The following is a 25,401-nucleotide window of genomic DNA, read 5'->3' as shown; positions in this document are numbered from 1 at the left end:
AACGATAGGCCTATTTATTTAAGTGTCTCGCCATTAGATGAAATAACGTCTTTGTACCAATAAAAGCTTTTCTTACGTCGACGCTCTAATGTTCCGTTCCCCTCATCATCACGATCGACATAGATGAAACCGTAGCGTTTCGACATTTCGGCTTTTGATGCGCTAACAAGATCGATAGGCCCCCAACAGGTATAACCCAAGACGTCAACACCGTCCTCTAACGCTTCACCTACTTGGTACAGATGATCGTTCAGGTATTTGATGCGATAATCGTCATTAATACTGCCATCGCTTTCCAGTTTATCTTTGGCACCTAAACCGTTTTCTACAATAAATAGCGGTTTTTGATAACGGTCGTATAGATAGTTCAGCAAATAACGCAACCCCACCGGATCGATCTGCCAGCCCCACTCTGAGCTTTCCAGATGCGGATTCGGCACCATGTTCAAAATATTACCGCGGGCTTTCTGGTTCACTTCTTCATCGGTGGTCACACAGCCCGTCATGTAATAGCTGAAAGAAATGAAATCAACGGTTGCCTTCAGTGACTGGCGGTCATCTTCCGTTACCGCCAGCGTAATCCCATGTTGTGCAAAGAAACGCTTCATATACGCCGGATAGTATCCTCGGACTTGAACATCGCCAAAGAACAACCAGTCGCGGTTCTGTTGCATTGTTTCCATAACATCCGCGGGCTTACAGGTTAACGGATAGAACATGGAACCCAGCATCATGTTGCCAATTTTGGCATCAGGGATGATGTCATGACACGCTCTCACCGCTTTAGCACTCGCGACGAGCTGGTGATGAATCGCCTGATAAATATCTTGCTTACTACTCTCGTTAGGTAAACCGATTCCTGTAAATGGTGCATGTAACGCGCAGTTGATTTCGTTAAACGTCAGCCAATATTTCACTTTGTCTTTATAGCGCTGAAATACCGTGCGCGCGTAACGCTCGAAGAAGGTAATCGTTTCGCGGCTTCCCCAGCCGCCGTAATTCTTCACCAAACCATAGGGCATTTCATAATGGGACAGCGTCACCAACGGCTGAATACCGTATTTTGCCATTTCATCAAACAGGCGATCGTAAAATGCCAACCCCGCCTCATTCGGCTGAGTTTCATCACCCTGCGGGAAAATACGCGTCCAGGCAATTGAGATTCTCAGACATTTGAAGCCCATTTCAGCAAAAAGCGCGATATCTTCAGGATAGCGATGATAAAAATCGATCGCGATATCTTTAATACTGCTATCTCCTGGTACGCGCGTGACAATTTCGCCGAAAATGCCGTGTGGCTGTAAATCGGAGGTTGATAGCCCTTTACCGTCCGTTAGGTAAGCACCTTCAACCTGATTGGCTGCGATAGCGCCGCCCCACAAGAATGTTTTTGGAAACTGATGACGCATTTTTCTCTCCCTACGGGTCATAAAATGTAATTTCAGCGGATTAATGCCAGTAATGCCTCCTGCTCCCGCACGGTGTTGCCGCACGCAGGCAGGACATCAACGTAATCGTCGCTATTAGTGATAATAACGGGCGTCGTCGTATCGTAACCGGCTTTCTCAATAGCCAGATAATCGAACTCAACCAGGAGATCGCCGCGCTTCACGACATCTCCGGTTTTAACATGTGCGGTGAAATATTGACCATTTAGCTTGACCGTATCGATGCCAATGTGAATTAGCACTTCAATGCCCTCTTCCGATTCAAGCCCGATGGCATGCTGCGTTTTAAATAACGAAATCACCGTGCCATCCACCGGGGAGACAGCGCGGCCAGAGCGTGGTTTAATCGCGATACCTTGCCCCAGCAAACCGCTCGCGAAGGTCTCATCGTCAACCTGCGTTAATGGCAGGGTTTCGCCCGCGATCGGACTCGTAACAGAAAGCTGGCGCGTAGAAGTCGTGACTGGCGGTTCAGACATGTTCTGCTCACTCCCCTCCATAACCTTCTCCTCCTTAATCCCGAAGAGGTAACTGGCGAGTGTGGAAAAGAGAAACGCGATGAATGTGCCGATGATAGCGCCCCAAACAGTGCTATCCATCCCAGTTGGCGGGATCATTTGCGTGAATGCGAAAATACTGGGTAAACCGAAAGAATATTGTGTCGCCCCGAAATAACCGGCGATGCCACCACCTAATGCCCCACCGATGCAGCCAAAAATAAACGGCCGACGCAGAGGGAGGTTCACACCATAGATCGACGGTTCAGTAATGCCGAAGACGCCCGCCGGGAAAGCCGAACCGGCAATCCCTTTTAGCTTCATGTCTCGGGTTCTCAGAGATACGCCCAACGAGGCGCCCGCCTGCGCCAGCACCGCTGGCGTTAGCACAGCCATCAGCGTATCGCTACCCAGTGCGCTGAAGTTGTTGATCATTAACGGCACCAGTCCCCAATGCAGGCCAAACATAACAAAGACCTGCCATAGTCCGCCCATAAAACCACCGGCAAGCGTTTGGTTGGTGCTATAGATAACCTGATAGCCGGTGGCCAATTGGTGGCTCAACCAGGTAGTGACCGGGCCTATGGCGAGGAATGTCAGCGGAACGGTGATAATCAAACAGAGTGCCGGTGTAAAAAAGTTACGAATATTGGCATGTAAGATCGTATTTAGCGGTTTTTCCAAACGGCAAGAAACCCACGCGGCAAATATAATGGGAATAACCGATGAGGAGTAATTAATGAATGTAATTGGGATCCCAAAAAAGTGTAATGGCTGATAATCAACCGCCGACATCGCATTAAATTCAGCGATCATTGTTGGATGAATAAGCGCCCCCCCGATCACCATGGTTACAAAAGCATTACCACCAAATTTTTTCCCTGCGGTGTAGCCCAAAATGATGGGAAAAAAATAAAATAGCGCGTCGCTGGCCGCAAATAACACTTTATAAACGCCGTTGCTATCGACCATCCAACCACAGGCAAGGCTAAGCGCTAGCAGTCCTTTTACGATACCTGACGCCGCCATTACGCCGAGTAATGGGGTAAAGATACCGGCAACAATATCAATCAGCCGGGAAAAAGGATTCTCTTTTGTACCGCTTTCTCTCTGCTCAGTCTCGGTATTTTCGCTTAATCCGGAAATGTTAAGTAAGTCTTGATAAACATCGCCGACGTGATTGCCGATGACAACCTGAAATTGCCCACCGCTTTCAACCACCATAATGACGCCTGAATTATGCTTCAGCGCTGCGGCATCCGCTTTTTCCCGATTTCTCAATTTAAAACGCAAGCGGGTTGCACAATGTATTACGCTAACGATGTTATCGCGCCCACCGACGCCATCGAGTATCTCATTTGCTAATGCTTTGTATTTCATCGTCTATCCTTAATGCTAAACAGACTAAAGTAACCATAATTTAAGATTGCTAGTCCTGTTTGCGACAAAAAAAAACCTAAACCATTTTCCCCAACAAATATGGGGGAAATGGTTTAGGTTTTGCCTGCCTGCTGAAAATAGCCTGACAGTAACAATCCAATTATTACCAACGCATTTTATGCACCGGCGTTAACACTAAATCTTATTCGATAATCTTCTTTCCATGTACTTTATGCTGCCCTCTTAAATAAGGGCAAGTGATTTTTATCGCCATATCGTTATTTTGTGATGAATAGCAAATTAGCAAATGCTATTCCCCATCTCCGGGTTCTAATCTATCCTGCCCCTCTGTCCGCACTCGTTCTATATGGATCGTTAAGAACATCAATTCTTCCTTGGTCAAGGTATAATGGTATTTGTGCATAATATGCATCTGTATTTTCCCTGCACAACGATAAGACTGTTGATACCGTTCTTTCACCACATCATGTAACGATTCATCATCACTAAAGACCGTATTTTTACCTATTAACCGCTGCGCAAAAAACTTCAAATGTGTCACAAAGCGATGATAACTTAACGCTTGCTCGTTATAATCCAGGTTAAGCTGATATTTTACGATGTTCAGTATTTCCTGCATAATTTTAGTAATTTGCAGGACTTCCGGCATTTCGCTGTCAAGCTGCGCATTCACCAAATGCAAAGCAATGAACCCAGCCTCATCTTCCGGCAAGCGCACAGCCAAACGCTGCTCAATAATATCCAGCGCTTCCAGACCGACGGCGAATTCTTTTGGATATAGACGTTTAATTTCCCATAGCAGAACATTACGAATACCTACCCCTTGCTTGTGGCGTTCAATAGCAAAGTGGCAGTGATCCGTTAAAGAAATATAGACGCTGTTTTGCAGTTTACCCGGCAAACGCGCCTTTGCCAGCAAGATGATCTTGTCAGCCGCAGCGATAACCTCGATCGGAATCTCTGACAATAGTTCTTGTAGACGAGAGGTCATCTCACTGGATTTCATCACAAACACGCGTTCAATCAGCTTTTCGTCCAGAAGATCGCCGGTGTGTTTTTTGAAACCCAGCCCACGTCCCATCACAACCGACTCATTATTGTTTTCGTCAATGACGGTAACGACGTTATTGTTGAGTATTTTGGCAATCTTCATTTTCAAACCCTGGAAACAAAAAAACCAGACACTCGTACACAAGAACGAGCATCTGGTTTTGCCTGCTTACGCAGTAACAATCCGCAATGGTAGTTAAATTACCATCTGTCTTTATCTTCTCAAGAAGCATGACATGAAAACGTGATACGGATCCACAGATAACCAGCAAACTCACCCATCTGAACGTTTGTTATCCACATTTTTAACGCGTTTTTATAACAATCCGCCGCCCCATCTTTGAGACTTTCTGCTATCATCTATCTGTCGATAATTTGGGCAATTGCGCAACAAAATGGGGTAAATCTCCAAATCACACCATTTTTTGCGTAAACAGGACAAAATATTCACTTTCATGTCTTTTGCTATCTTGTTTCTCGCCACTTAATAACTATAATACGGAACGTCGTTTCAATTGAATGGTTTCAGCTAAACAACGTGCCACTATTAATCACTTTATTATCAACGGCATCATCAACGCGACTTTTGTGCGACATGCGGTTACGCACTTCATCCTTCATTCACGGCGACCATCTCTTTTTATCTTTTCCCTACTGTTTCCACATTGCTTCTTGCCAGCGGCCATGCCTATATCGCCACTGGTTAATCCGTTTTTTTATCCATCACAACTTGTAGACATTATCGTATGAAAAAGACAAAAATTGTTTGTACCATCGGGCCGAAAACAGAATCAGAAGACATGCTAGGCAGCTTGTTGTCTGCCGGCATGAATGTTATGCGCCTAAACTTCTCTCATGGAGATTATGCTGAACACGGCCAGCGCATCAAGAACCTGCGCGCAGTTATGGAAAAAACCGGCAAGCAAGCGGCCATATTGCTTGATACTAAAGGCCCGGAAATTCGCACGATGAAGTTGGAAAATGGCGCTGACGTCGCGCTACGTGCAGGCCAGACATTCACCTTCACCACCGATCAGAGCGTTGTCGGCAATCAGGAACGTGTTGCCGTTACGTACGCAGGTTTTACGCAGGATCTCAGCGTCGGTGACACCGTACTGGTGGATGACGGTTTGATCGGCATGCGCGTTACCGCAATCGCTGGTAACGAAGTAGTATGCACCGTGCTCAACAATGGCGACTTAGGCGAGAATAAAGGCGTTAATCTGCCTGGCGTTTCAATTCAGTTGCCTGCCCTGGCCGAAAAGGACAAGCGCGACCTGATTTTCGGTTGTGAACAAGGTGTTGATTTCGTAGCCGCCTCTTTTATTCGTAAACGCTCAGACGTTGAAGAAATCCGTGCTCATCTGAAAGCTCACGGTGGCGAGCATATTCAGATCATTTCCAAGATTGAAAACCAGGAAGGCCTGAATAATTTCGATGAAATTCTGGAAGCGTCCGATGGGATTATGGTCGCCCGTGGTGATTTAGGCGTTGAAATTCCGGTGGAAGAAGTGATTTTCGCGCAGAAGATGATGATCGAAAAATGCAATCTGGCACGTAAAGTGGTTATTACCGCCACGCAAATGCTGGATTCAATGATCAAAAACCCGCGACCGACCCGTGCAGAAGCTGGCGATGTTGCTAACGCCATTATCGATGGCACTGACGCTGTGATGCTATCTGGCGAAAGTGCGAAGGGCAAATATCCCCTGGAAGCCGTTACCATCATGGCGACCATCTGCCAGCGTACTGATTCTGTGATGAAAAGCCGTCTGAACACCATTAAGACTCCCGGTAAACTGCGTATCACAGAAGCAGTCTGCCGCGGTGCGGTTGAAACGGCGGAGAAACTGGATGCACCGCTGATCGTTGTGGCCACCAACGGTGGGAAATCGGCTAAATCGATCCGTAAGTACTTCCCAACGGCCCGTATTCTGGCACTGACAACAAATGAGATCACCGCGCGTCAACTGCTGCTGAGCAAAGGTATTGATACCCTATTGGTGAAAGAAATTGCCTCCACCGATGACTTCTACCGTATTGGAAAAGAAGCGGCGCTGAAGAGCGGCTATGCACAGGCTGGTGATGTTGTGGTTATGGTGTCCGGCGCGCTAGTTCCCAGCGGAACCACCAACACATCTTCCGTACACCGTCTCTAATCCCTGTAGCCAGGTAGTCGATCGGACAAAGCGCCTTCATGGCGCTTTTTTATATTCTGAGGTGGCATCCTACAGTGCGATAACCTAATTAATGCCTTTACGTAACATGCCATTTAATAGCCTAAACCTCGACGTTACGCGATAAAATAACACCGCTTTCTGACATTTTTTATTGCGATGTAAAACCCGCTGGTTCTTTGAGCGAACGATCTAAATTAAGCATGTTCTCATCAAAAATATATTCTCATTAGAAAATAGTTTGTGTAATACTTGTAACGCTACATGGAGATTAACTCAATCTAGAGGGTATTAATAATGAATCGTACTAAACTGGTACTGGGCGCGGTAATCCTGGGTTCTACTCTGCTGGCAGGTTGCTCCAGCAATGCAAAAATTGATCAACTGTCTTCTGACGTTCAGACTCTGAACGCTAAAGTTGACCAACTGAGCAATGATGTGAACGCAATCCGCTCTGACGTACAGGCTGCTAAAGATGACGCAGCTCGTGCTAACCAGCGTCTGGACAACCAAGTTCGCACTTACAAGAAGTAATCGAACGGGTTAAGCTGTAGAAATGGCGCACATTGTGCGCCATTTTTTGATCTGCATTTTTCTTTGCTCTTTGCCGCTTCTTTCATAATTTAGTCTGACGACGCTATGCTCGTCCTTGAACCTCTACTGCCGCTAAATTTCACCGCTCCGAGTTGGCATTGATCACCGTAATTGGCGCAGCCTGATGCGTTTCACGCGCGTCTGGAATCGATTCTTCGGGTAGATGCCCCGCGCTAACTAAAACGGGCATACCAGAACGTCGTACAATGGCGTCAGCCACAGCTTTACTGTCAGTCTCCGTATCCTGAATAAAGGCCTGCACTTCCTTCGTCAACGGAATTGGCATCGTTTGCGGATCGTCCTTATCGGTCTTCGACAACGGCTGGTGCACTTCAACGTAGCGTTTACCGTCGGGTTCAACGGACGTCTTAATCGCATCATTGATAATCTGCACGCGAGTACCAACCGGAACATTGTCATACAAGAACTTAATATCATCAGGACGCAGGCGGATACAGCCGGAACTCACGCGCATACCGATGCCGAAATCCGCATTAGTACCATGCAGTAAATAAACGCCGCCGTGCCCTGATAAACGCAGGGCATGTAATCCCATTGGATTATCCGGGCCTGCCGGAATAACCGCTGGCAGCGTTATCCCCTGCTCTTCAAGATAGCGTTTACGGATATTTGCCGTTGGCGTCCAAGTTGGATTTTCACGCTTCTCGCTAATGCGGGTCGTCATTAGCGGCGTGTTGCGCCCCAACTGACCAATACCAATGGGATAAACGATGACGGTATTTTTGCCTTTCGGATAGTAATAAAGCCGCAATTCCGCAAGGTTGACCACTATGCCTTCGCGCGGAGTGTCCGGCAACAGCATTTGTGTCGGAATGGTAAGCGTGGACCCCGCCGTAGGCAAATAAGGGTCCACGTTAGGATTCGCTTCCATCATACCCAGTAAACCAATCTTAAATTTCGCAGCGATCGCCTCCAGAGGGCGGCCATCATTGGGAACGGTATAAACAATATTCTCACCGATAAGCCGACTACCGGGTGGCGGCAGCGGATATTCCGTCGCCTTGGCGACAGTACTGGTCAAGCATGCTGAGAAGAGCAAACCAAATAAAATTAACGCGCGCTTCATAGTAGATTCCCTACATTAGAACTCACAAAATCAGTAAATATCTGGCTTTATGCCAGGAAGGCGGTATCCGTTGAGTATTCATTCTTCATCCCCTCCCCCCTCAAGCATCTGGCATAATCGCCCGCGATAACGTCATTAATTCGGGGATACCTGGTATCAATACGACTATACCAGCCTCTCATCGCCGCATAAGAGCATAGTAACACGGAGATAACAAAAGAATATTTGATTTAAAAATCAACGGATTGATATTCAATTCTTTACAAAGCTGAACCAGCATAAATTTTAGCGTGGAATAAATATACGGGATGTATTCTGAATATCAGGAAGTTAAAACAATATTGGCAAATGATAATCTGACGTTGGTAACACCATGATTAAAAGCGCTGGACATGCTTATGTCGCAGCGCCTGGCTGTTACGAAAAATTAAAGCAGTGCGGCGGCTTGTGCATGAATCGCACGCAGCATCGCCTCAAGCCCTTGAGAGCGAGAGGGCGTCAAATGCTGAGTCAATGCGAGTGATTCAAAGAACGGCCGCACCTCCAGCGTTACAATCTCCTGCGCAGTCAGCCCCTGATATAGGCTAAAAACCACGGCAATCAACCCCTTCACAATAGCGGCATCACTATCGCCGTGCAGCGTGATAATACCCTGCTCATCGGGGCGTACCACGATCCAAACCTGACTTTGGCACCCGGAGATGATATTGTCCGGGTTGCGCCACTCATCGGGGAAAGGGTCAAGACGCTCCCCCAACTCAATGATATAAAGATATTTTTCTTCCCAGCCACTACAGCGCGCAAAATTACGCGCCAGTTTCTGCGGTTCTGGCAGACTCGCCATGCTTTCCTCCCCAGACAGATGCGCGTACGGCGCTTAACTGCCCAGTAATCGATGGATACGTTGCAACCCGGCAACCAGCCGGTCTATTTCTTCGCGTGTAGTATACGCGGCCAGCGAAGCGCGACACATACTAGGAACCCCATAGTGTTCCATCAACGGCATCGCGCAATGGTGGCCGGTGCGAATCGCAATTCCATATCGATCGAGGAAACTCCCCACATCATAGGCGTGGTGCTGCCCAAGATTAAAGGCGATAACGCCGTAACGCTCAGCCGGGCCGTATAGCGTCAGGTCGGGCACCTGCGTAAGCGCTTCCAGGGCATACTGCATTAGCGCGGACTCATAGCGCTGAACCGCTTCCCGTCCCAACATCGTCACGTAATCCAATGCCGCGCCCAGGCCAATAATCCCACCGGTGTTAGGTGAACCTGCCTCAAAACGCCACGGCGCGTCCGCATAGGTTGTTCCCGTGCGCAGACTAACCTGTTGGATCATCGCCCCGCCGCCTTCCCACGGCGGCATCGCCTGTAGCAAATCACGCTTGCCATACAGCACGCCAATACCCGAAGGCCCATAGATTTTATGTCCTGAGAAGACGAAAAAATCACAATCCAGATCCTGTACATCAACAGGCTGATGCATAATCGACTGAGCGCCATCGACAAGAACAACCGCACCCGCGGCTTTTGCCTGCGCAACCAGCGCTTTTACCGGATTCAACGTCCCCAGCACGTTAGAAATCTGCGTTACCGCCAGCAGGCGAGTGCGTTCATCCAACAGCGCGGGGAGTTGTTCCACATCCAGCGTGCCGTTTTCGGTTAACGGTAATACGCGGATGTCAATGCCGCGCGCTTGCGCCAGCATCTGCCAGGGAACGATATTAGCGTGGTGCTCCATCTCGGTGATAATCAGGTTATCGCCCGGCTGAATGAAGGTACGGCCATAACTGTTAGCCACCAGATTAATGGCTTCCGTCGTCCCGCGGACAAAAACGATCTCTTCCGCTGAAGCGGCGTTGATAAATGTAGCTACCTGCTCGCGCACGGCTTCCATTGTACTGGTCGCCTGCGCGCTTAAGGTATGAATACCACGATGCACGGCAGCATATTCGTGGCGATAAAACTCAGCTTCACGATCGATCACCGAATGCGGTTTTTGCGCACTCGCGGCACTGTCCAGATAGGCTAATGGTAGGCCGTTAACCTCACTCGCGAGTATCGGAAAATCGGCACGAACCCGCTCAATAGGATAATTCATTACACCGCCTTGCCGGCATTTGCCAGCGTATTAGGCAAACGCTGCGCGATGCGTTGCAGTACCACACCTTGCAGAGCCTCATTTTCAATTGCTTCTGTTACTTCCGCCGCAAAAGCGAAGATGATCATCTGTTGCGCATCCTGCTCGGTGATCCCGCGTGAACGCAAATAGAATAGCTGCTCTTCATCGATACGGCCGATAGTGGCACCGTGGCTGCATTTCACGTCATCAGCATAGATTTCCAACTGAGGTTTAGTGTCCACCTCAGCCAGTCGCCCCAGTAGCAGGTTGTTGTTCGTCATCTGACCATCAGTTTTCAGGGCATGCGGCGCAACTTTGATCATGCCGTTAAATACCGCCCTGGCGCGATCGTTAACGATGACTTTATGCAACTGGCGGCTTTCGCCGTATCCTTGATTGTGTTCCAGATACGTGCGCGTATCGCACACTTCGCTACCAACCGGCAGAACCAGGCTATTCATGACCAGATTAGTGCCTTCGCCGTTTAACTGGGCGCTGGTATGGTGACGCGTCAACCCCGCGCCGAGCAGGAAACTGTGGCTGCGTACTCTGGCATCACGCGCCAGCACCAGATCGTTATGCGCGAAGTGGTAGCTCGCCGCCGTTTCAAACGCTAGTTTATAGTGGTTTACATGACTATTTTCTGCTGCATTCACCGTTAAGCGAGCGCCAGTAAAATGAGCATCCTCGTCCAGACTAACGTAGTGCTCAATAATGTCCGCGCTCGCGCCGCGTTCAATGTTCACATGATGGCGGTGGTGAACGGTATTCAACGCTGCCGCCTGGCTGCTGCTAATGTGCAGCAGATAAAGCGGTTTTTCCGCCTGTTGCCCGGCAGGCAGACGGATAATCGTGCTTTCGTTTGCCAGACTTTCGGTCAGATGCAGGAAGACTTCTGACTGGATCGGCGCAGGTAACCCCCCTTGCGCCCGTGATGCCTGTATATCTACCTGATAAGGCCCCCACGCGTTATCGCTCAATTCCGCGTTGAACACGCCATCGACAAACACCAAACGCCAGCAGTCCACCGCGAGCGCCAGCGCATCTACCGCAGCGCGATCAAGATGCCGTTTCTGCGGCGCCACAAACGTGTTGCTCAGAAAACCATCCAGCGGGGTGTATTTCCAGTGTTCATGTTTACGGTGCGGCAACCCCAGGCGCACAACCTCCTGCCAATGTTGTCGCGCCGCTTCAGAACGGCGCGAATCGCCGTCAAACAGACTCTGCCACTGTTGTAGCGCTCGTTCCTGCTTCTGTGCGATACCCGTTTTCCCGGCTACCTCATCACGCGTCACATTATTGCTCGTCGGTAAGCCAGCCATAGCCTTGCTCCTCCAACTGTTTCACCAGCGAGAAATCGCCCGACTTCACGATACGTCCCTGATACAGAACGTGGACGTGATCCGGTTTGATGTAATCAAGAATACGCTGGTAGTGCGTGACAATGATGAATGAGCGTTTGCCATCGCGCAGGGAATTCACGCCGTGAGAGACGATTTTCAATGCATCGATGTCCAGGCCGGAGTCGGTTTCATCCAGAATGCACAGATCCGGTTCCAGCGCCGCCATTTGCAGAATATCATTACGTTTTTTTTCGCCACCGGAGAAACCAACATTTACCGAACGGGTCAATAGGTCTTCCGGCATATGCAATAGTTTGATTTTTTCTTCAATAAAGTCGGCGAAATCGAAACGATCCAGCGGTTCCTGCCCACGGTATTGCCGTACCGCATTAACGGAGGTTTGCAGGAAGAACTGATTGCTCACGCCAGGGATCTCGACCGGATATTGGAAGGCCATGAAGACGCCTTCGCCTGCGCGATCTTCCGGGGCCAACGCCAACAAATCTTTTCCTTTGAAGGTCACCGAACCATCGGTTACTTCATATTCTTCGCGTCCAGCCAGCGTCGCGGAAAGCGTACTCTTTCCTGAGCCATTTGGGCCCATAATTGCGTGAACTTCACCCGGCTTAATGGTGAGATTCAACCCTTGAATAATCGCTTTGCCTTCTACGCTGACTTTTAAATTTTCAATGCTTAACATGCTTATTCCTTCCAACGCTCAATATGGCGAGCGCTTAATGAATTCCGGGACCGATGATTCTCATTATTCGTCTGTGAAAATCCCGGCGACCAACGAATTAACCGACGCTATGCTCCAGGCTAATCGCCAGTAATTTTTGTGCTTCTACCGCAAATTCCAGCGGCAATTCAGAGAAGACGTCTTTACAGAATCCGTTTACGATCATCGAGATGGCATCATCTTCGCTAATACCGCGTTGCAAGCAATAGAACAGTTGGTCTTCGCCGATTTTCGACGTCGTCGCTTCATGCTCCAATTGCGCGGTATTGTTACGCACTTCCACATAAGGGAAGGTGTGCGCACCACATTCGCTGCCAATCAGCATCGAGTCGCACTGGGTAAAGTTACGGGCGTTGGTCGCACTCGGCATGATCTTCACTAGACCACGATAAGTATTCTCGCTGCGCCCGGCGGAAATCCCTTTGGAGATGATAGTCGAGCGGGTATTTTTACCAATGTGGATCATCTTAGTGCCGGTATCGGCCTGCTGGCGGCCATTAGTCAAGGCGACAGAGAAAAATTCACCGACAGAATGGTCACCACGCAAAATGACGCTCGGATATTTCCAGGTGATTGCTGAACCGGTTTCCGACTGCGTCCATGACATTTTTGCATGATCGCCAGCACACAACGCACGCTTGGTTACGAAGTTCAAAATCCCGCCAGCTGCATCATCTTTGCCGGAAAACCAGTTCTGTACCGTGGAATATTTCACTTCCGCGTTCTTATTAATAATGACTTCCACCACGGCGGCGTGTAGCTGGTAAGTATCGCGCACGGGAGCAGAGCAACCTTCGATATAACTAACATAACTGTCATCGTCGGCGATCAGAATCGTGCGTTCAAACTGACCGGTTTTTGCCGCGTTAATCCGAAAATAGGTCGATAATTCCATCGGACAGCGCACGCCTTTCGGGATATACACAAACGTGCCGTCGGATGCCACCGCGGAGTTCAACGCGGCGAAGAAGTTATCATTTGGCGGAACGACAGAACCAAGATACTGACGCACCAGGTCGGGGTGCTCTTGAATCGCCTCGCTGAATGAACAAAAAATAATGCCCTTTTCGGCCAGCTCATGCCGATAGGTGGTGGCGACAGATACGGAGTCGAAAATGGCATCGACCGCGACCGATTTCCCTTCACGGACGGGAACCCCCAGTTGATTAAAGGCATTTTCCACTTCGCTGGTCAGGTAATTATTGACCTCGGCAATTCCGGATTGCTGCTTTGCGCCGGGTTCAGAACCACAACTATCATCACAGTGACCGCAGGACGGCGCGGAATAATAGCTATAGTCCTGATAGTCGAGTTTCTCATAATGGGCTTTCAGCCAATGCGGTTCTTCCATCTTGAGCCACGCCTGATAAGCGTTAAGACGGAATTCCAGCATCCACTCAGGTTCATTACGCTTTGCCGAGATCGCCCGTACAACATCTTCATTGATGCCATGCGCCAGCTCATCGGTTGCCAACTGCGTGAAAAAACCTTCTTTATAGTGTCCATCACCCATCCAGATCTGGACATCATCAGGTACATCTACCGTGCTACGTGCCATAATTTTTCATCACTTAAATGCCAAAGCTTTCGCCACATCCACAAGCATGCTGCGCTTTGGGATTATTAAACTTGAATATCTGATTTAGCCCTTCACGGACGAAATCGAGTTCTGTGCCATCAATAAAAGGCATCGCTTTTAATGGGACATATAACTTTGCACCGTCGTGTTCGAAGACCAGATCGTCACTTTCAAACTCCTGCACCAAATCCAGCACGTAGCCAAACCCCGCGCAGCCCGATTGTTTAACGCTAAGCCGTAGTCCCAGCACGGCTTCATTCTGCTTCATCAGATGCTTAATCTGCTTTGCGGCGTTGTCCGTCAGCGTCAAGCCTTGCCAGACATTGTCATCCAGTGAAAATGTCCCTACATTTTCCGCTTGCATATGGAATACCTCATTACGTGTGGTACCAGTTTTAGGCTGGTTTCCCCTAATGTTAGTGATAATGAAACTAGCTTCAACCTCTTGTTTCGCAGGGCTATTCGTAACATTTGATTTTTCAGTGAACGAATGGTGTCATTTTATGCGCCTAATACGTGATGAATCACGCAACGATGCATTTCATAATGCCTTGATATTAATGCATTAAATTCATCACCCAGGCGTAATCAGCCCAAATAAAAATTATCATTTTATTAGCATTATTATAACATCCATCGGTGATACCTATTTATAAAACAGCGCAGATAAATGAATATTTTTAGCATTAACGCTAATTTGCCCATTGATCGCGTGCTTTTTTATTAATATGATAATGATTATCATTATACTTCTAGGTTCAATAACCATGCTTTCTGCGAATGCCTGGCTGCGCCACAAGATTGACGACTATAAATTTCAGATTCGCGATGCTACCGTCGATTTCTACATGGCCGAGGCTCGATTAAACCGCGCTGGCAGCAATATTGACCATTTACGCCGTTATCATAACGCGTGTATGACGATGGTTGAACTCTGCCGGAAAAATGGCGATGACGACAGTTATCTGCATGCACTGGTTAAACTACATAACCGATTAATCAAAGAGATTAATAATGAAGGGCGCTGCCACCTCTTTCGCGTACAAAGCTACTATTTTGCACGCAATACGCTGAAATCGATTTGCTATCAGCTCAGTATGCAAGGTGCCTGGGATAAAGCCACGGCATTTCAGACCGACTTCGTCAAACGCGTGCCTTTTCTGCCCTGAAACGCCGCAACCCCGAGGCCTTGGTCACCGGGGTCACGGCATCGGCTAACCGGTTATGACAGCGGTCGTAAGACGCGAAATACAGCTCAGGCGCCCCTGATTATCAAAAATCTCAATCTGCCATACCTGACTGCGGCGACCCACGCGGAGCGCCCGGCATACGCCACGGACTTCCCCTTCTCGCACCGCATGTAAATGATTGGCATTGATTTCGAGCCCAACCACCTGCTGTTCACCCTCAGTACATAAATATCCCGCAACGGAACCCAGCGATTCCGCCAGTACGACGGACGCACCGCCATGCAATAAGCCAAACGGTTGGCGAGTTCGTGCATCTACAGGCATCACCGCTTCCAGTGCATCATCCGTTATTCGGGTATAGCGGATGCCGACGTGACCAACCATGCACGTTTGGCTTTGCTGATTCAGTTGCTCCAGCGTAATCTGCCTTTTCCAAAGCATCAAACCATCTCCAGCAGCGCCTGTAAGGGGTGACGCAATGCGTCTCCTTCCATGCGTTTTACCTGACTGCGGCACGAATAGCCGGTGGTTAGGCAACGCTTCTGAGGTAATGACTGCAAGGCCGGTTGCCAGGATAACGCATAGATGCCCTGCGAGTTGGCCAGGTTTTTGGTCTCATGTCCATACGTTCCCGCCATGCCGCAACACCCAACGCTAACCGCCTCCAATTTGGCGCCAAAGCGCGAGAAAATTTCAGCCCACTGCTTCGAACTGTTTGGTAACGCCGTCGTTTCGGTGCAATGGCCAAGCAGATACCACGTCTCTCCCGTCGTAGGCTGAGGCGTGCTAGCTGCTAATGCCGTCGCCAACCATTCATGCACCAATTGCACCTGAAAATCGCCTCGTTTTTCGCCTAAAATTTCCCGGTACTCATCGCGATAGCAAAGCACTAACGCCGGATCGACACCGACCATCGGCATCCCTAGTTTAGCAACGCGATTAAGAAAATCCGCCGTCTTCTCTGCCGTTTTCGCAAAGCGCTGTAAGAAGCCTTTAATATGTTGAGCCTTGCCATTCGGCGAGAAAGGCAGCAACACCGGTTTCAACTTGAGTTTTTCTATCAGATGCACGAAATCGGCCACCACTTGTGCATCATAATAGCTGGTGAACGGATCCTGTACGATCAATACATATTCCTGGCGTGCTGCCTCCGGCAACTGTTCCAGTTGCTCTAACGTCATATTTACGCCGCGATGCCCGGCAAACTGCTGACGTAGCGAGGGTGATGACAGTAAAGGCAAATCCACCATGCCAATCTGACGGCGGCTGAGCGTATTGAGCAATGGCATCTTCAAGAAAAAGTTAAATGTCTTCGGGCTACGCGCCATCAGCGGGGCGTAGCTTTCGACGCCAGCGACCAGATAGTCACGCAGCGGCCGCAGATAGCGCGTGTGATAGAGCTGGAGGAAACGCGAGCGGAAGCTAGGTACATCAATCTTGATGGGGCACTGTGTGGAGCAGGCTTTACACGCCAGACAGCCTGACATGGCCTCTTTAACTTCATGCGAAAAATCGTAATCGCCCTGCCTGGCCAGCCAGGTATTGCGAGCTTTCTGAACCAAAGCGCGCAGGCTCAGTTTCTGCTGCGGCAACGCGTTCTCCAGGGCCACGGGATCGACGCCCTGTTCCGCCAGCAGACGTAGCCATTCACGCACCAGTGCGGCGCGACCTTTTGGGGAATGAATCCGGTTACCGCTAATTTTCATCGATGGGCACATTGGGCTACGGGCATCGAAATTAAAGCACAAGCCATTTCCGTTACATTCCATCGCGCCACGGAACGCGGTACGAACCGTTAGCGGGATCGTGCGGTCAAACGTGCCGCGCTTGACTGCATCGACTTTCATCATCGGCGCATCCACATCCAACGGGGCGCAAATCTTCCCAGGATTGAGCCGATTATCGGGATCGAACGCCGCCTTGATACGGCGCAGCTCGGCATAAAGTTCCGGGCCAAAAAACGCGGGGCTATATTCAGCGCGGAAGCCTTTACCGTGTTCTCCCCACAGCAGGCCGCCATATTTAGCCGTGAGCGCAACAACCTGGTCAGAAAGCTGTTTCATCAGCATTTCCTGCTGCGGATCGCACATATCCAGTGCCGGACGCACATGCAGCACCCCGGCATCCACATGGCCAAACATGCCATAGGATAGATTGTGGCTGTCCAACAGCGCGCGGAACTCTTCAATGTAATCCGCCAGATGCTGCGGCGGCACACAGGTATCCTCCGCGAAGGGAATCGGCTTCGCCTGCCCCTTACTGTTGCCCAACAGCCCCACGGCTTTTTTCCGCATGGCGTAAATACGTTCGATTCCCGCCAAATCATTGCAAACTTGATAACCAATCACGCCGCCTTCCCGACTCGCCAACAACGCATCCAACCGCTGACAAAGGGCGTCAACCTGCCCATTGATCAGCACGTCGTCATCGCCCGCAAATTCGACGATATTAAGGCCAAGCATCTCTTGATTCGGCACATCGGTAATCAGCTCGCTGACGGAATGCCAGACGATATCTTCGCGGGCCAGGTTTAAGACTTTTGAGTCCACGGTCTCGACGGATAGCGCTTTCGCTTCCACCATGAACGGTGCATTGCGCAATGCTGAATTAAAAGAGTCGTACTTGATATTCACCAGTCGGCGTATCTTAGGCAGCGGCGTGATATCCAGCGTCGCTTCGGTAACGAATGCCAGCGTGCCTTCGGCGCCGGTCAGGATTCGCGTCAAATCAAAAGTACGCAGGTCGTCGCTGAATACGTGCCGCAAATCGTAACCGGTCAGAAAACGATTCAGTTTGGGGAACTTCTCGATAATCAACGCGCGCTGGTCGCGGCAACGGTGCAGTACCGTATGATAAATCCGGCCAATCGGGGTATCTTCTTGCGCCAGTTTTTCCGCCAACTCTACCGGCATTGCTCGCGTATCGAGCAGTTCGCCGCCCAGCAACACCGCTCGCAATCCCAGCACATGATCGGAGGTTTTACCATATACCAACGACCCCTGCCCTGAGGCATCGGTATTGATCATGCCGCCGAGCGTCGCACGATTACTGGTCGACAACTCCGGCGCAAAGAAATAACCATAGGGCTTCAAATACTGATTAAGCTGATCTTTAATCACGCCGGCTTCAACGCGTACCCACCCTTGCTCGGGGTTAATCTCCAGGATCCGGTTCATATAACGCGACATGTCGACCACGATGCCGCGATTCAGCGCCTGTCCGTTAGTCCCCGTACCGCCACCGCGTGGCGTAAAAGTAAGTTCTGAAAAACGCGCCTCGCCCGCGAGTCGGGATAAGACCGCCACATCGGCGGTTGATCGAGGAAAAACTACCGCATCCGGTAAAAGTTGATAGATGCTATTATCCGTTGCCATGGTCAGTCGATCGGCGTAGTTGGTCGCCGTATCGCCCGTAAATCCATTCTTTTTCAATGCTTCCAGAAAATTAAGCACCGGCTGAGTCAGCCCGGGGGATTGTGTGATCTGTGGGATCATTATTTTTTGACCCTGTCCGTACATGATGTGTTTGCCAAGATGTCGTAGAATGCCTGCTGTCGACGCCCGTCCGTCGGGGGACATCACGTTTTATCATATTTCGCCACCGTGTGCGCCCTCGGATCGGCAAAAACGGACAGCATGTTGGCAAACCGGCGTTTCACCAACAAAATGTTCAATCGACTGTCAAAACCTCTGGAAATATCTCATGATGAAGTAGCGATTAGCGCAATTCTTCCCCATTACCTCAACTTCAGCCTTTTCTTTTGCTATCGAGGAACGATTCATTGAGCGAAAATTCTCAACCACCGCGATTTGATCTGGCCAGGATCCTGTTCAGTCTGGTGTTCATTACCATCATGATTATTGCCTGTTTTTGGGTGGTGCAGCCTTTTATCCTGGGATTTGCCTGGGCCTGTACGGTGGTGATTGCCACCTGGCCGATGCTGATTAAATTTCAGGCGTTATTGTGGGGACGCCGGTCTCTGGCCGTACTCGTTATGACACTGCTGCTCATTCTGCTGTTCGTCGTGCCAATTGCTATTCTCGTCAGTAGCGTGGTGGACAACAGTTCGGCGCTGATGAGCTGGGGCGCCCGGCAGGAAAACTTTTCGCCGCCGACGCTGGAGTGGCTGACATCGATTCCCGTCGTTGGCGAAAAATTATTTAACAGTTGGCAGGCACTGCTACAAAGCGGCGGTAGTGGTCTTTTTGCCAAGGTGCAACCCTATTTCGGCAAAACCGCGACCTGGCTGGTGGCGCAGGCGGCCCATGTCGGGCGTTTTCTGATGCACTGTTCCCTGATGCTGATTTTTAGTGCCCTGCTCTATTACAAAGGAGAAGCCGTTGCAAAAGCGGTGCGGCATTTCGCCATTCGGCTAGGGCAAGAACGCGGCGATACCGCCGTAATTCTGGCGGCGCAGTCTATTCGCGCTGTCGCTCTGGGTGTCGTCGTTACGGCTATTGTGCAATCCGTACTTGGCGGTATTGGGCTGGGGCTATCGGGGATCCCGTATACCACGCTATTAACCGTGCTGATGTTTCTCTGCTGTCTGGCGCAGTTAGGGCCGCTTCCCGTATTGGTTCCTGCCATTATCTGGCTGTATTGGTCTGGCGATACTTCCTGGGGCACAGTGCTTTTGGTGTGGAGTTGCGTTGTGGGCACCATCGATAACGTGATTCGGCCGGTGCTCATCAGAATGGGGGCCGATCTCCCCATGTTGCTGATCCTGTCCGGCGTAATAGGCGGATTGTTGGCGTTTGGCATGATCGGGCTCTTTATCGGGCCGGTGGTGCTTGCCGTTTCTTATCGACTACTGCTTGCCTGGATGCATGAAATCCCAGAGCCGTCACGCCTTCTCTCCGTGACCGCCGCCGACAAAATGCGCAAAGATAATCAATAGAGCGTAAGCCGCTGCTCGCGCACCGCCGCCTTGTAAGGGCGGTGCGCCGCCAAGACAATCGCCGCCAAGACAGTGTGTATTTCCCCCTCGCCGCCGTTGTGCATTGGTTCTTCATTAGGATACAAGCGTCAATAGGTTAAAATAGCTAATGATTAACCTTCTATTCTTAAGGAATAATCCTAAAAATTCTGATATGATTTTGCTAATTAACCAATATTATTGACAATATTAAAAACATCCTCTTTCCATTGTTAAAAAATAATTAACCATTAGGAGGATTCTTAATGACTAAAACCCGCGTAATTCATAGAATTAGTGCTGAAACGAGTGGTAATTTACTGTTAGTCAATGAGGTTTCCTTCTCGTCAGAGTAAGTAACGAATTGCTGTGTGTAGTCTTTGCCCATCCCCTGAGATGGGCTTTTTTTTTCCTTTCATTTCTGTTTCATTCAATTACGCTACCCCTTTTTTTGTTAGTCTTCCTTCTGCCAACCTTCAGAACAGTTTTTCAGGAGTTCTTCATGAAGCCCCTCGTCGCAAAACGATTACTCCTCTGTAGCTTATTCAGCCTTCTGACTGCCTGCGATAATCCCTCGCCTACTGCACAGCGTCCGCTATTAACGATTGAAGGCAAAACGATGGGAACGTTTTATAGCGTAAAAATCAGTGGTGATATCACCATCGATAAAACGCAGTTGCAACAGGAAATCGATAGGTTGCTTGAGAACGTCAATCGCGACATTTCCACCTACCGTGACGATTCCGCGCTTTCACGCTTTAATCAATATCGTGGGACAGATCCACAACCAATTAGTAATGGTATGGCGGATATCGTTTCGACCGCGTTGCGAATCGGCAACGCGACGCATGGCGCGATGGATATCACCGTCGGCCCGTTGGTTAATCTCTGGGGATTCGGCCCACAAAAGCAACCAATACATATTCCCGACCAACCGCAGATCGACGCGGCGCGGCAAAAGGTGGGGTTACGACATTTGACATTGATCGCCGATGAAAAAGGAGAATGGATTCAAAAAGATCTCCCTGATTTATATGTCGATCTCTCTACGCTGGGCGAAGGCTACGGCGCCGATGTCCTTGCGCAGTTAATGATGCGCAAAGGGATTACTAATTATCTGGTTTCTGTCGGCGGCGCAATCTCTACCCGTGGCGTCAATGCCGAAGGCGCGCCATGGCGCGTGGCGATTCAGAAACCGACCGATCGGGAAAACGCGGCTCAGGCGGCAGTGAACTTACAAGGTTATGCGATTAGCACCTCCGGTAGCTATCGCAACTACTTTGAGAAAGACGGCAAGCGTTATTCTCATATTATCGATCCCATAACGGGCAAGCCCATCACACACCAATTAGTGTCTGCTACCGTGATTGCGCCTACCGCGCTGGAAGCCGATGGCTGGGATACCGGTTTAATGGTGTTGGGAACAGAGAAAGCGCTGAAACTAGCAGAACAGCAAGGACTGGCGGTGTATCTGATTACCAAAACGGATAAGGGATTTAGCGCGGTTATGACGCCGCAATTTAAATCCTTCCTGATTGCGGCACCGTAAGAAACGCCAAGGCCAACGGCAACCCCATCGCGATGAGATCGAGATACACGGTACGACCACGAAGTGAGGCATCCCTGCGGGAACCTCATCTCCGTGTTTCCCCTAAAATCTGACATCGTCGGTTACCATGACGCCCGGCAGTCACCGGGCGTCATAGCATTCACCGTACTAATTACTTGTGCTCAGCCAGATTTAGCCAGGTTTGTACCACTGTATCTGGGTTGAGCGACAGACTGTCGATACCCTGTTCCATCAGCCAGCGCGCGAAATCTTCGTGATCCGATGGCCCCTGACCGCAAATACCGACGTATTTACCCTGTTTCTTCGCCGCCTTAATCGCCATTGACAGCAGCGCTTTAACCGCATCGTTGCGCTCGTCAAACAATGCCGACACCACGCCAGAGTCACGATCCAGGCCCAACGCCAGTTGCGTCATGTCGTTTGAACCGATGGAGAAGCCATCAAAGTGTTGCAGAAATTCCTCGGCCAATAGCGCATTGGACGGGATCTCACACATCATGATGATTTTCAGGCCGTCTTCACCTCGACGCAGTCCCTGATTCGCCAACTCAGCAATCACGGCTTCCGCCTGCGCCACAGTACGCACGAATGGGATCATGATTTCGACATTTTTTAGTCCCATTACATTACGTACGCGCTTGACCGCTTCACATTCCAGCGCAAAACAGGCTTTGAATTCTGGCGATACGTAACGACCTGCACCGCGGAAGCCTAACATCGGGTTTTCTTCTTCCGGCTCGTAGCGCTCGCCGCCAACCAAGTTAGCGTATTCATTGGATTTAAAATCTGAGAGCCTAACGATAACGCGTTTCGGTGAGAATGCCGCCGCCAGCGTGGCAATGCCTTCCGTTAGGCGACCGACATAGAACTCTATCGGATCGTCGTACCCTTGCATCAGCGTTTTGATTTCGCGCTGCAATTCGGGCGGTTGGCGGTCGAATTCCAGCAATGCGCGTGGATGTACGCCAATCATACGGTTAATGATGAATTCCAGCCGCGCTAGCCCAACCCCCTCATTCGGCAGGCAGGCAAAATCGAATGCGCGATCGGGGTTACCCACATTCATCATGATTTTCAACGGCAGTGCGGGCATTTCGTCAATCCGCGAGCTTTTTACGGAAAAATCCAGCAAATCCTGGTAGACATAGCCCGTGTCGCCTTCCGCACAGGAGACGGTCACTTTCTGCCCCTGGCGCAAACGCTCAGTCGCATCGCCACAGCCGACAACGGCAGGAATACCCAGCTCACGCGCGATGATTGCCGCATGGCAGGTACGCCCACCACGATTGGTGACAATTGCCGCCGCTTTTTTCATGATCGGCTCCCAATCTGGGTCGGTCATGTCGGTAACCAGTACATCGCCAGCGTTGATCAAGTGCATCTCGCTGATGTCCTGAATCACTTTGACTTCACCGGCGCCAATACGATGACCGATCGCACGGCCTTCCACCAGCACCGTACCGCTGGCCGGCAAGTGATAGCGCTCCATCACCTGGCCGTTGGAACGCACCGTTTCTGGACGCGCCTGCACGATATAAAGTTTACCGGTATGACCATCCTTTGCCCACTCGATGTCCATCGGGCGACCATAGTGTTCCTCGATCAACAGTGCCTGACGCGCCAACGCCTGTACTTCCTCGTCCGTCAGGCTGAAACGCGTCGTTTGTTCTGCCGGTACATCCTCAATCCGCACCTGTTTGCCATGCTCCTGGCTCGCGGCATAGACCATACGGATTTTTTTCGATCCCATAGTACGGCGCACAATCGCAGGCTTGTTACTCCGCAGTGTTGGCTTGTGAACATAGAACTCGTCCGGGTTCACCGCGCCCTGCACGACCATTTCACCCAGTCCATAGGCTGACGTGATAAACACCACCTGATCAAAACCGGACTCGGTATCAATGGTAAACATCACGCCCGCCGCCGCCAGATCGGAGCGCACCATACGCTGCACGCCCGCCGACAGCGCGACGCCACGGTGGTCATAGCCCTGATGAACCCGATAGGAGATGGCGCGATCGTTAAATAGCGACGCAAAAACGTGCTTTACCGCGATCATTACCGCATCGATACCCTGCACATTTAGAAACGTTTCCTGTTGACCAGCAAAGGAGGCGTCCGGCATATCTTCCGCCGTGGCGGAAGAACGTACGGCAAACGACGCCTCCTCCTCGCCATCGGCCAATTGCTGATAGGCGTCACGAATCGCCTGTTCCAGCGCAGGTTGGAATGGCGTATCAATAATCCACTGGCGAATCTGCGTACCGGCATGAGCCAGTTGGTTCAGATCGTCGATATCGGTGCGATCGAGCAGTTCATAAATGCGCTGGTTAATTCCGCTTTGATTAAGAAAATCATTAAACGCCTGCGCCGTTGTCGCAAAACCGTTGGGGACGGCGACGCCCAATCCTGAAAGGTTGGTGATCATTTCACCCAATGAGGCATTTTTGCCTCCCACCCTCTCAACATCGTGCATACCGAGCTGGTTATACCAAAGGACATTACGCAAATCAGAGCCATTATTGGACATCGAAAATAATCCTTCCTGCATACAATTAGGGTATGAAAATTTCGGTTGAGAATTGCCTCAACGACATCAGGTTAGCATAGCGTTTTGAAGAGCATAGACAGGTGAATCGATCAACCTAGGAAAAAAAACCATTTTCATGGCTAAACATTGCCAAACACGGCATAAAACTCATATCGTTGAAGATTAGCATGTTTAATCATAAAGATAATGAAACGACGTTTTAATAAAAGTAGCGGTTAAATGCCGTTTTTGACGAGGTAAATATGTTTGTACGGTCGGAAAGATCTCCGGAGGGAAAGATGGAAAGAAGCGTATTTTATATCTCGGATGGCACCGCGATTACGGCTGAAGTGCTGGGTCACGCCGTGCTGTCCCAGTTCCCGGTTAATACGGTCAGTTACACGTTGCCTTTCGTTGAGAGTGAAGCACGGGCTAAGGCAGTGTGTGAACAAATTAATACACTATACCAACAAACCGGTATCCGTCCGCTGGTGTTTTATTCCATCGTCACCCCAACGGTACGAGACATTATTACCCGCAGCGAAGGATTCTGTCAGGATATCGTGCAGGCGCTGGTGGCCCCTTTACAAAAAGAATTGAACACGCCGCCAACGCCAGTGGCTAACCGAACTCATGGCCTCACCGCCAATAATCTGAGCAAATACGACGCCCGTATTGCTGCTATCGACTATACCTTGGCGCACGATGACGGTATTTCGTTACGTAACCTTGATCAGGCTCAGGTCATTCTGCTTGGCGTATCGCGTTGTGGCAAAACGCCGACCAGCCTGTACCTGGCAATGCAGTTTGGCATCCGCGCCGCCAATTACCCTTTTATTGCCGATGATATGGACAACCTGCGCCTGCCTGATGCACTGAGGCCTTTTCAGCACAAACTCTTCGGACTCACGATTGATGCCGAACGTCTCGCCGCGATTCGCGAAGAACGCCGGGGCAATAGTCGCTATGCGTCCTTGCGCCAGTGCCGCATGGAGGTGAGCGAAGTGGAAGCGCTATTTCGCAAGCATCAAATTAACTATATCAATACCACCAATTACTCCGTTGAAGAAATTTCAGCCAAAATCATCGACATTCTCGGCATGAGTCGAAGAATGTACTAGTACATGGTGTATTTTTTTCTCTGGCACGGTTGTATTAC

General features: G+C 50.0%; 19 protein-coding genes and 1 other RNA gene. 7 read left to right on the top strand and 13 right to left on the bottom strand.

Going from position 1 to position 25,401, the window contains the following annotated elements:
- Nucleotides 1-14 precede the first annotated feature (14 nt).
- The 3 genes from RFN81_RS08420 to licT all read right to left on the bottom strand — a co-directional run bounded on the left by RFN81_RS08420 (nt 15) and on the right by licT (nt 4,499).
- Entirely contained in the window at nt 15-1,409 is a 1,395-nt protein-coding gene (locus RFN81_RS08420) for a 6-phospho-beta-glucosidase (protein WP_319800197.1), read from the bottom strand.
- Nucleotides 1,410-1,441: 32 nt separating this feature from the next.
- Nucleotides 1,442-3,325, bottom strand: a complete 1,884-nt coding sequence (bglF, locus tag RFN81_RS08415; protein WP_264498643.1) for a PTS beta-glucoside transporter subunit IIABC — start codon at nt 3,323-3,325, stop codon at nt 1,442-1,444.
- A gap of 310 nt (nt 3,326-3,635) precedes the next feature.
- Complete coding sequence (gene licT / locus RFN81_RS08410; RefSeq protein ID WP_264498642.1) at nt 3,636-4,499, bottom strand: BglG family transcription antiterminator LicT; 864 nt, start codon at nt 4,497-4,499, stop codon at nt 3,636-3,638.
- 643 nt (nt 4,500-5,142) lie between these two features.
- Here licT and pykF point away from each other — a divergent pair.
- Both pykF and RFN81_RS08400 read left to right on the top strand, forming a co-directional pair.
- Nucleotides 5,143-6,555 (top strand): pyruvate kinase PykF, encoded by a 1,413-nt coding sequence (pykF, locus tag RFN81_RS08405; protein ID WP_264498641.1) that lies wholly within the window; start codon nt 5,143-5,145, stop codon nt 6,553-6,555.
- A gap of 315 nt (nt 6,556-6,870) precedes the next feature.
- Entirely contained in the window at nt 6,871-7,107 is a 237-nt protein-coding gene (locus RFN81_RS08400) for a major outer membrane lipoprotein (protein WP_005970385.1), read from the top strand.
- A gap of 139 nt (nt 7,108-7,246) precedes the next feature.
- On the opposite strand, the gene RFN81_RS08395 is transcribed toward RFN81_RS08400, so the two are convergent.
- The 7 genes from RFN81_RS08395 to sufA form a co-directional block, all read right to left on the bottom strand.
- The gene (locus RFN81_RS08395) at nt 7,247-8,254 is read right to left on the bottom strand and encodes a L,D-transpeptidase family protein (RefSeq protein ID WP_264498640.1); all 1,008 of its coding nucleotides are present in this window, start codon (nt 8,252-8,254) and stop codon (nt 7,247-7,249) included.
- 427 nt (nt 8,255-8,681) lie between these two features.
- The gene (gene sufE, locus RFN81_RS08390; protein WP_264498639.1) at nt 8,682-9,098 is read right to left on the bottom strand and encodes a cysteine desulfuration protein SufE; all 417 of its coding nucleotides are present in this window, start codon (nt 9,096-9,098) and stop codon (nt 8,682-8,684) included.
- Between the two features lie 33 nt (nt 9,099-9,131).
- Entirely contained in the window at nt 9,132-10,355 is a 1,224-nt protein-coding gene (sufS, locus tag RFN81_RS08385) for a cysteine desulfurase SufS (RefSeq protein WP_264498638.1), read from the bottom strand.
- Entirely contained in the window at nt 10,355-11,698 is a 1,344-nt protein-coding gene (gene sufD, locus RFN81_RS08380) for a Fe-S cluster assembly protein SufD (RefSeq protein ID WP_264498637.1), read from the bottom strand. The genes sufS and sufD overlap by 1 nt, the downstream gene beginning before the upstream one ends.
- On the bottom strand, nt 11,673-12,419 hold the full coding sequence (sufC, locus tag RFN81_RS08375) for a Fe-S cluster assembly ATPase SufC (RefSeq protein ID WP_264498636.1): 747 nt from the start codon (nt 12,417-12,419) through the stop codon (nt 11,673-11,675). Before sufC ends, sufD begins: the two co-directional genes overlap by 26 nt.
- 97 nt (nt 12,420-12,516) lie before the next feature.
- Nucleotides 12,517-14,016 carry a Fe-S cluster assembly protein SufB gene (gene sufB, locus RFN81_RS08370; RefSeq protein ID WP_264498635.1) on the bottom strand — a complete coding sequence of 500 codons (1,500 nt, stop codon included), beginning with the start codon at nt 14,014-14,016 and terminating at the stop codon, nt 12,517-12,519.
- A 13-nt stretch (nt 14,017-14,029) separates the two neighbouring features.
- A complete protein-coding gene (gene sufA, locus RFN81_RS08365; RefSeq protein WP_264498634.1) occupies nt 14,030-14,401 on the bottom strand; it encodes a Fe-S cluster assembly scaffold SufA in 372 nt (123 codons plus the stop codon).
- A gap of 403 nt (nt 14,402-14,804) precedes the next feature.
- Here sufA and RFN81_RS08360 point away from each other — a divergent pair, with 403 nt between their 5' ends.
- Nucleotides 14,805-15,206, top strand: coding sequence for a hypothetical protein (locus RFN81_RS08360; protein WP_264498633.1), 402 nt, complete (start codon nt 14,805-14,807; stop codon nt 15,204-15,206).
- Between the two features lie 45 nt (nt 15,207-15,251).
- Here the strand turns inward: RFN81_RS08360 and menI are convergent, their stop codons facing one another.
- Both menI and ydiJ read right to left on the bottom strand, forming a co-directional pair.
- On the bottom strand, nt 15,252-15,668 hold the full coding sequence (gene menI / locus RFN81_RS08355) for a 1,4-dihydroxy-2-naphthoyl-CoA hydrolase (protein WP_264498632.1): 417 nt from the start codon (nt 15,666-15,668) through the stop codon (nt 15,252-15,254).
- Nucleotides 15,668-18,721: a D-2-hydroxyglutarate dehydrogenase YdiJ gene (gene ydiJ / locus RFN81_RS08350; RefSeq protein WP_264498631.1), complete on the bottom strand. Its 3,054-nt coding sequence runs from the start codon at nt 18,719-18,721 to the stop codon at nt 15,668-15,670. The genes menI and ydiJ overlap by 1 nt, the downstream gene beginning before the upstream one ends.
- Nucleotides 18,722-19,008: 287 nt before the next feature.
- Here ydiJ and ydiK point away from each other — a divergent pair, with 287 nt between their 5' ends.
- The 3 genes from ydiK (at nt 19,009) to apbE (ending at nt 21,691) form a co-directional block, all read left to right on the top strand.
- Complete coding sequence (gene ydiK / locus RFN81_RS08345; RefSeq protein ID WP_264498630.1) at nt 19,009-20,124, top strand: AI-2E family transporter YdiK; 1,116 nt, start codon at nt 19,009-19,011, stop codon at nt 20,122-20,124.
- Nucleotides 20,125-20,451: 327 nt separating this feature from the next.
- Nucleotides 20,452-20,554: antisense sRNA RprA (gene rprA, locus RFN81_RS08340), an RNA gene on the top strand.
- 90 nt (nt 20,555-20,644) lie between these two features.
- Nucleotides 20,645-21,691 (top strand): FAD:protein FMN transferase ApbE, encoded by a 1,047-nt coding sequence (gene apbE / locus RFN81_RS08335; protein WP_264498629.1) that lies wholly within the window; start codon nt 20,645-20,647, stop codon nt 21,689-21,691.
- Nucleotides 21,692-21,863: 172 nt separating this feature from the next.
- On the opposite strand, the gene ppsA is transcribed toward apbE, so the two are convergent.
- Complete coding sequence (gene ppsA, locus RFN81_RS08330) at nt 21,864-24,242, bottom strand: phosphoenolpyruvate synthase (RefSeq protein WP_264498628.1); 2,379 nt, start codon at nt 24,240-24,242, stop codon at nt 21,864-21,866.
- Between the two features lie 299 nt (nt 24,243-24,541).
- On the opposite strand from ppsA, the gene ppsR reads away from it, so the two are divergent.
- Nucleotides 24,542-25,363, top strand: a complete 822-nt coding sequence (ppsR, locus tag RFN81_RS08325; RefSeq protein WP_264498627.1) for a posphoenolpyruvate synthetase regulatory kinase/phosphorylase PpsR — start codon at nt 24,542-24,544, stop codon at nt 25,361-25,363.
- The last annotated feature ends 38 nt before the right edge of the window (nt 25,364-25,401 follow it).

Origin of the sequence: Pectobacterium cacticida (assembly GCF_036885195.1) — a bacterium.
Taxonomy (GTDB): Bacteria; Pseudomonadota; Gammaproteobacteria; order Enterobacterales; family Enterobacteriaceae; genus Pectobacterium; species Pectobacterium cacticida.
The sequence above is the reverse complement of the archived record's forward strand: the minus strand, read 5'-3'. Positions and strand labels throughout refer to the sequence as shown.

Coding starts and splice junctions, on each gene's coding strand:
- RFN81_RS08420 (WP_319800197.1), bottom strand. CDS start 1,409: ATGCGTCATCAGTTTCCAAAAACATTCTTGTGGGGCGGCGCTATCGCA.
- bglF (WP_264498643.1), bottom strand. CDS start 3,325: ATGAAATACAAAGCATTAGCAAATGAGATACTCGATGGCGTCGGTGGG.
- licT (WP_264498642.1), bottom strand. CDS start 4,499: ATGAAGATTGCCAAAATACTCAACAATAACGTCGTTACCGTCATTGAC.
- pykF (WP_264498641.1), top strand. CDS start 5,143: ATGAAAAAGACAAAAATTGTTTGTACCATCGGGCCGAAAACAGAATCA.
- RFN81_RS08400 (WP_005970385.1), top strand. CDS start 6,871: ATGAATCGTACTAAACTGGTACTGGGCGCGGTAATCCTGGGTTCTACT.
- RFN81_RS08395 (WP_264498640.1), bottom strand. CDS start 8,254: ATGAAGCGCGCGTTAATTTTATTTGGTTTGCTCTTCTCAGCATGCTTG.
- sufE (WP_264498639.1), bottom strand. CDS start 9,098: ATGGCGAGTCTGCCAGAACCGCAGAAACTGGCGCGTAATTTTGCGCGC.
- sufS (WP_264498638.1), bottom strand. CDS start 10,355: ATGAATTATCCTATTGAGCGGGTTCGTGCCGATTTTCCGATACTCGCG.
- sufD (WP_264498637.1), bottom strand. CDS start 11,698: ATGGCTGGCTTACCGACGAGCAATAATGTGACGCGTGATGAGGTAGCC.
- sufC (WP_264498636.1), bottom strand. CDS start 12,419: ATGTTAAGCATTGAAAATTTAAAAGTCAGCGTAGAAGGCAAAGCGATT.
- sufB (WP_264498635.1), bottom strand. CDS start 14,016: ATGGCACGTAGCACGGTAGATGTACCTGATGATGTCCAGATCTGGATG.
- sufA (WP_264498634.1), bottom strand. CDS start 14,401: ATGCAAGCGGAAAATGTAGGGACATTTTCACTGGATGACAATGTCTGG.
- RFN81_RS08360 (WP_264498633.1), top strand. CDS start 14,805: ATGCTTTCTGCGAATGCCTGGCTGCGCCACAAGATTGACGACTATAAA.
- menI (WP_264498632.1), bottom strand. CDS start 15,668: ATGCTTTGGAAAAGGCAGATTACGCTGGAGCAACTGAATCAGCAAAGC.
- ydiJ (WP_264498631.1), bottom strand. CDS start 18,721: ATGATCCCACAGATCACACAATCCCCCGGGCTGACTCAGCCGGTGCTT.
- apbE (WP_264498629.1), top strand. CDS start 20,645: ATGAAGCCCCTCGTCGCAAAACGATTACTCCTCTGTAGCTTATTCAGC.
- ppsA (WP_264498628.1), bottom strand. CDS start 24,242: ATGTCCAATAATGGCTCTGATTTGCGTAATGTCCTTTGGTATAACCAG.
- ppsR (WP_264498627.1), top strand. CDS start 24,542: ATGGAAAGAAGCGTATTTTATATCTCGGATGGCACCGCGATTACGGCT.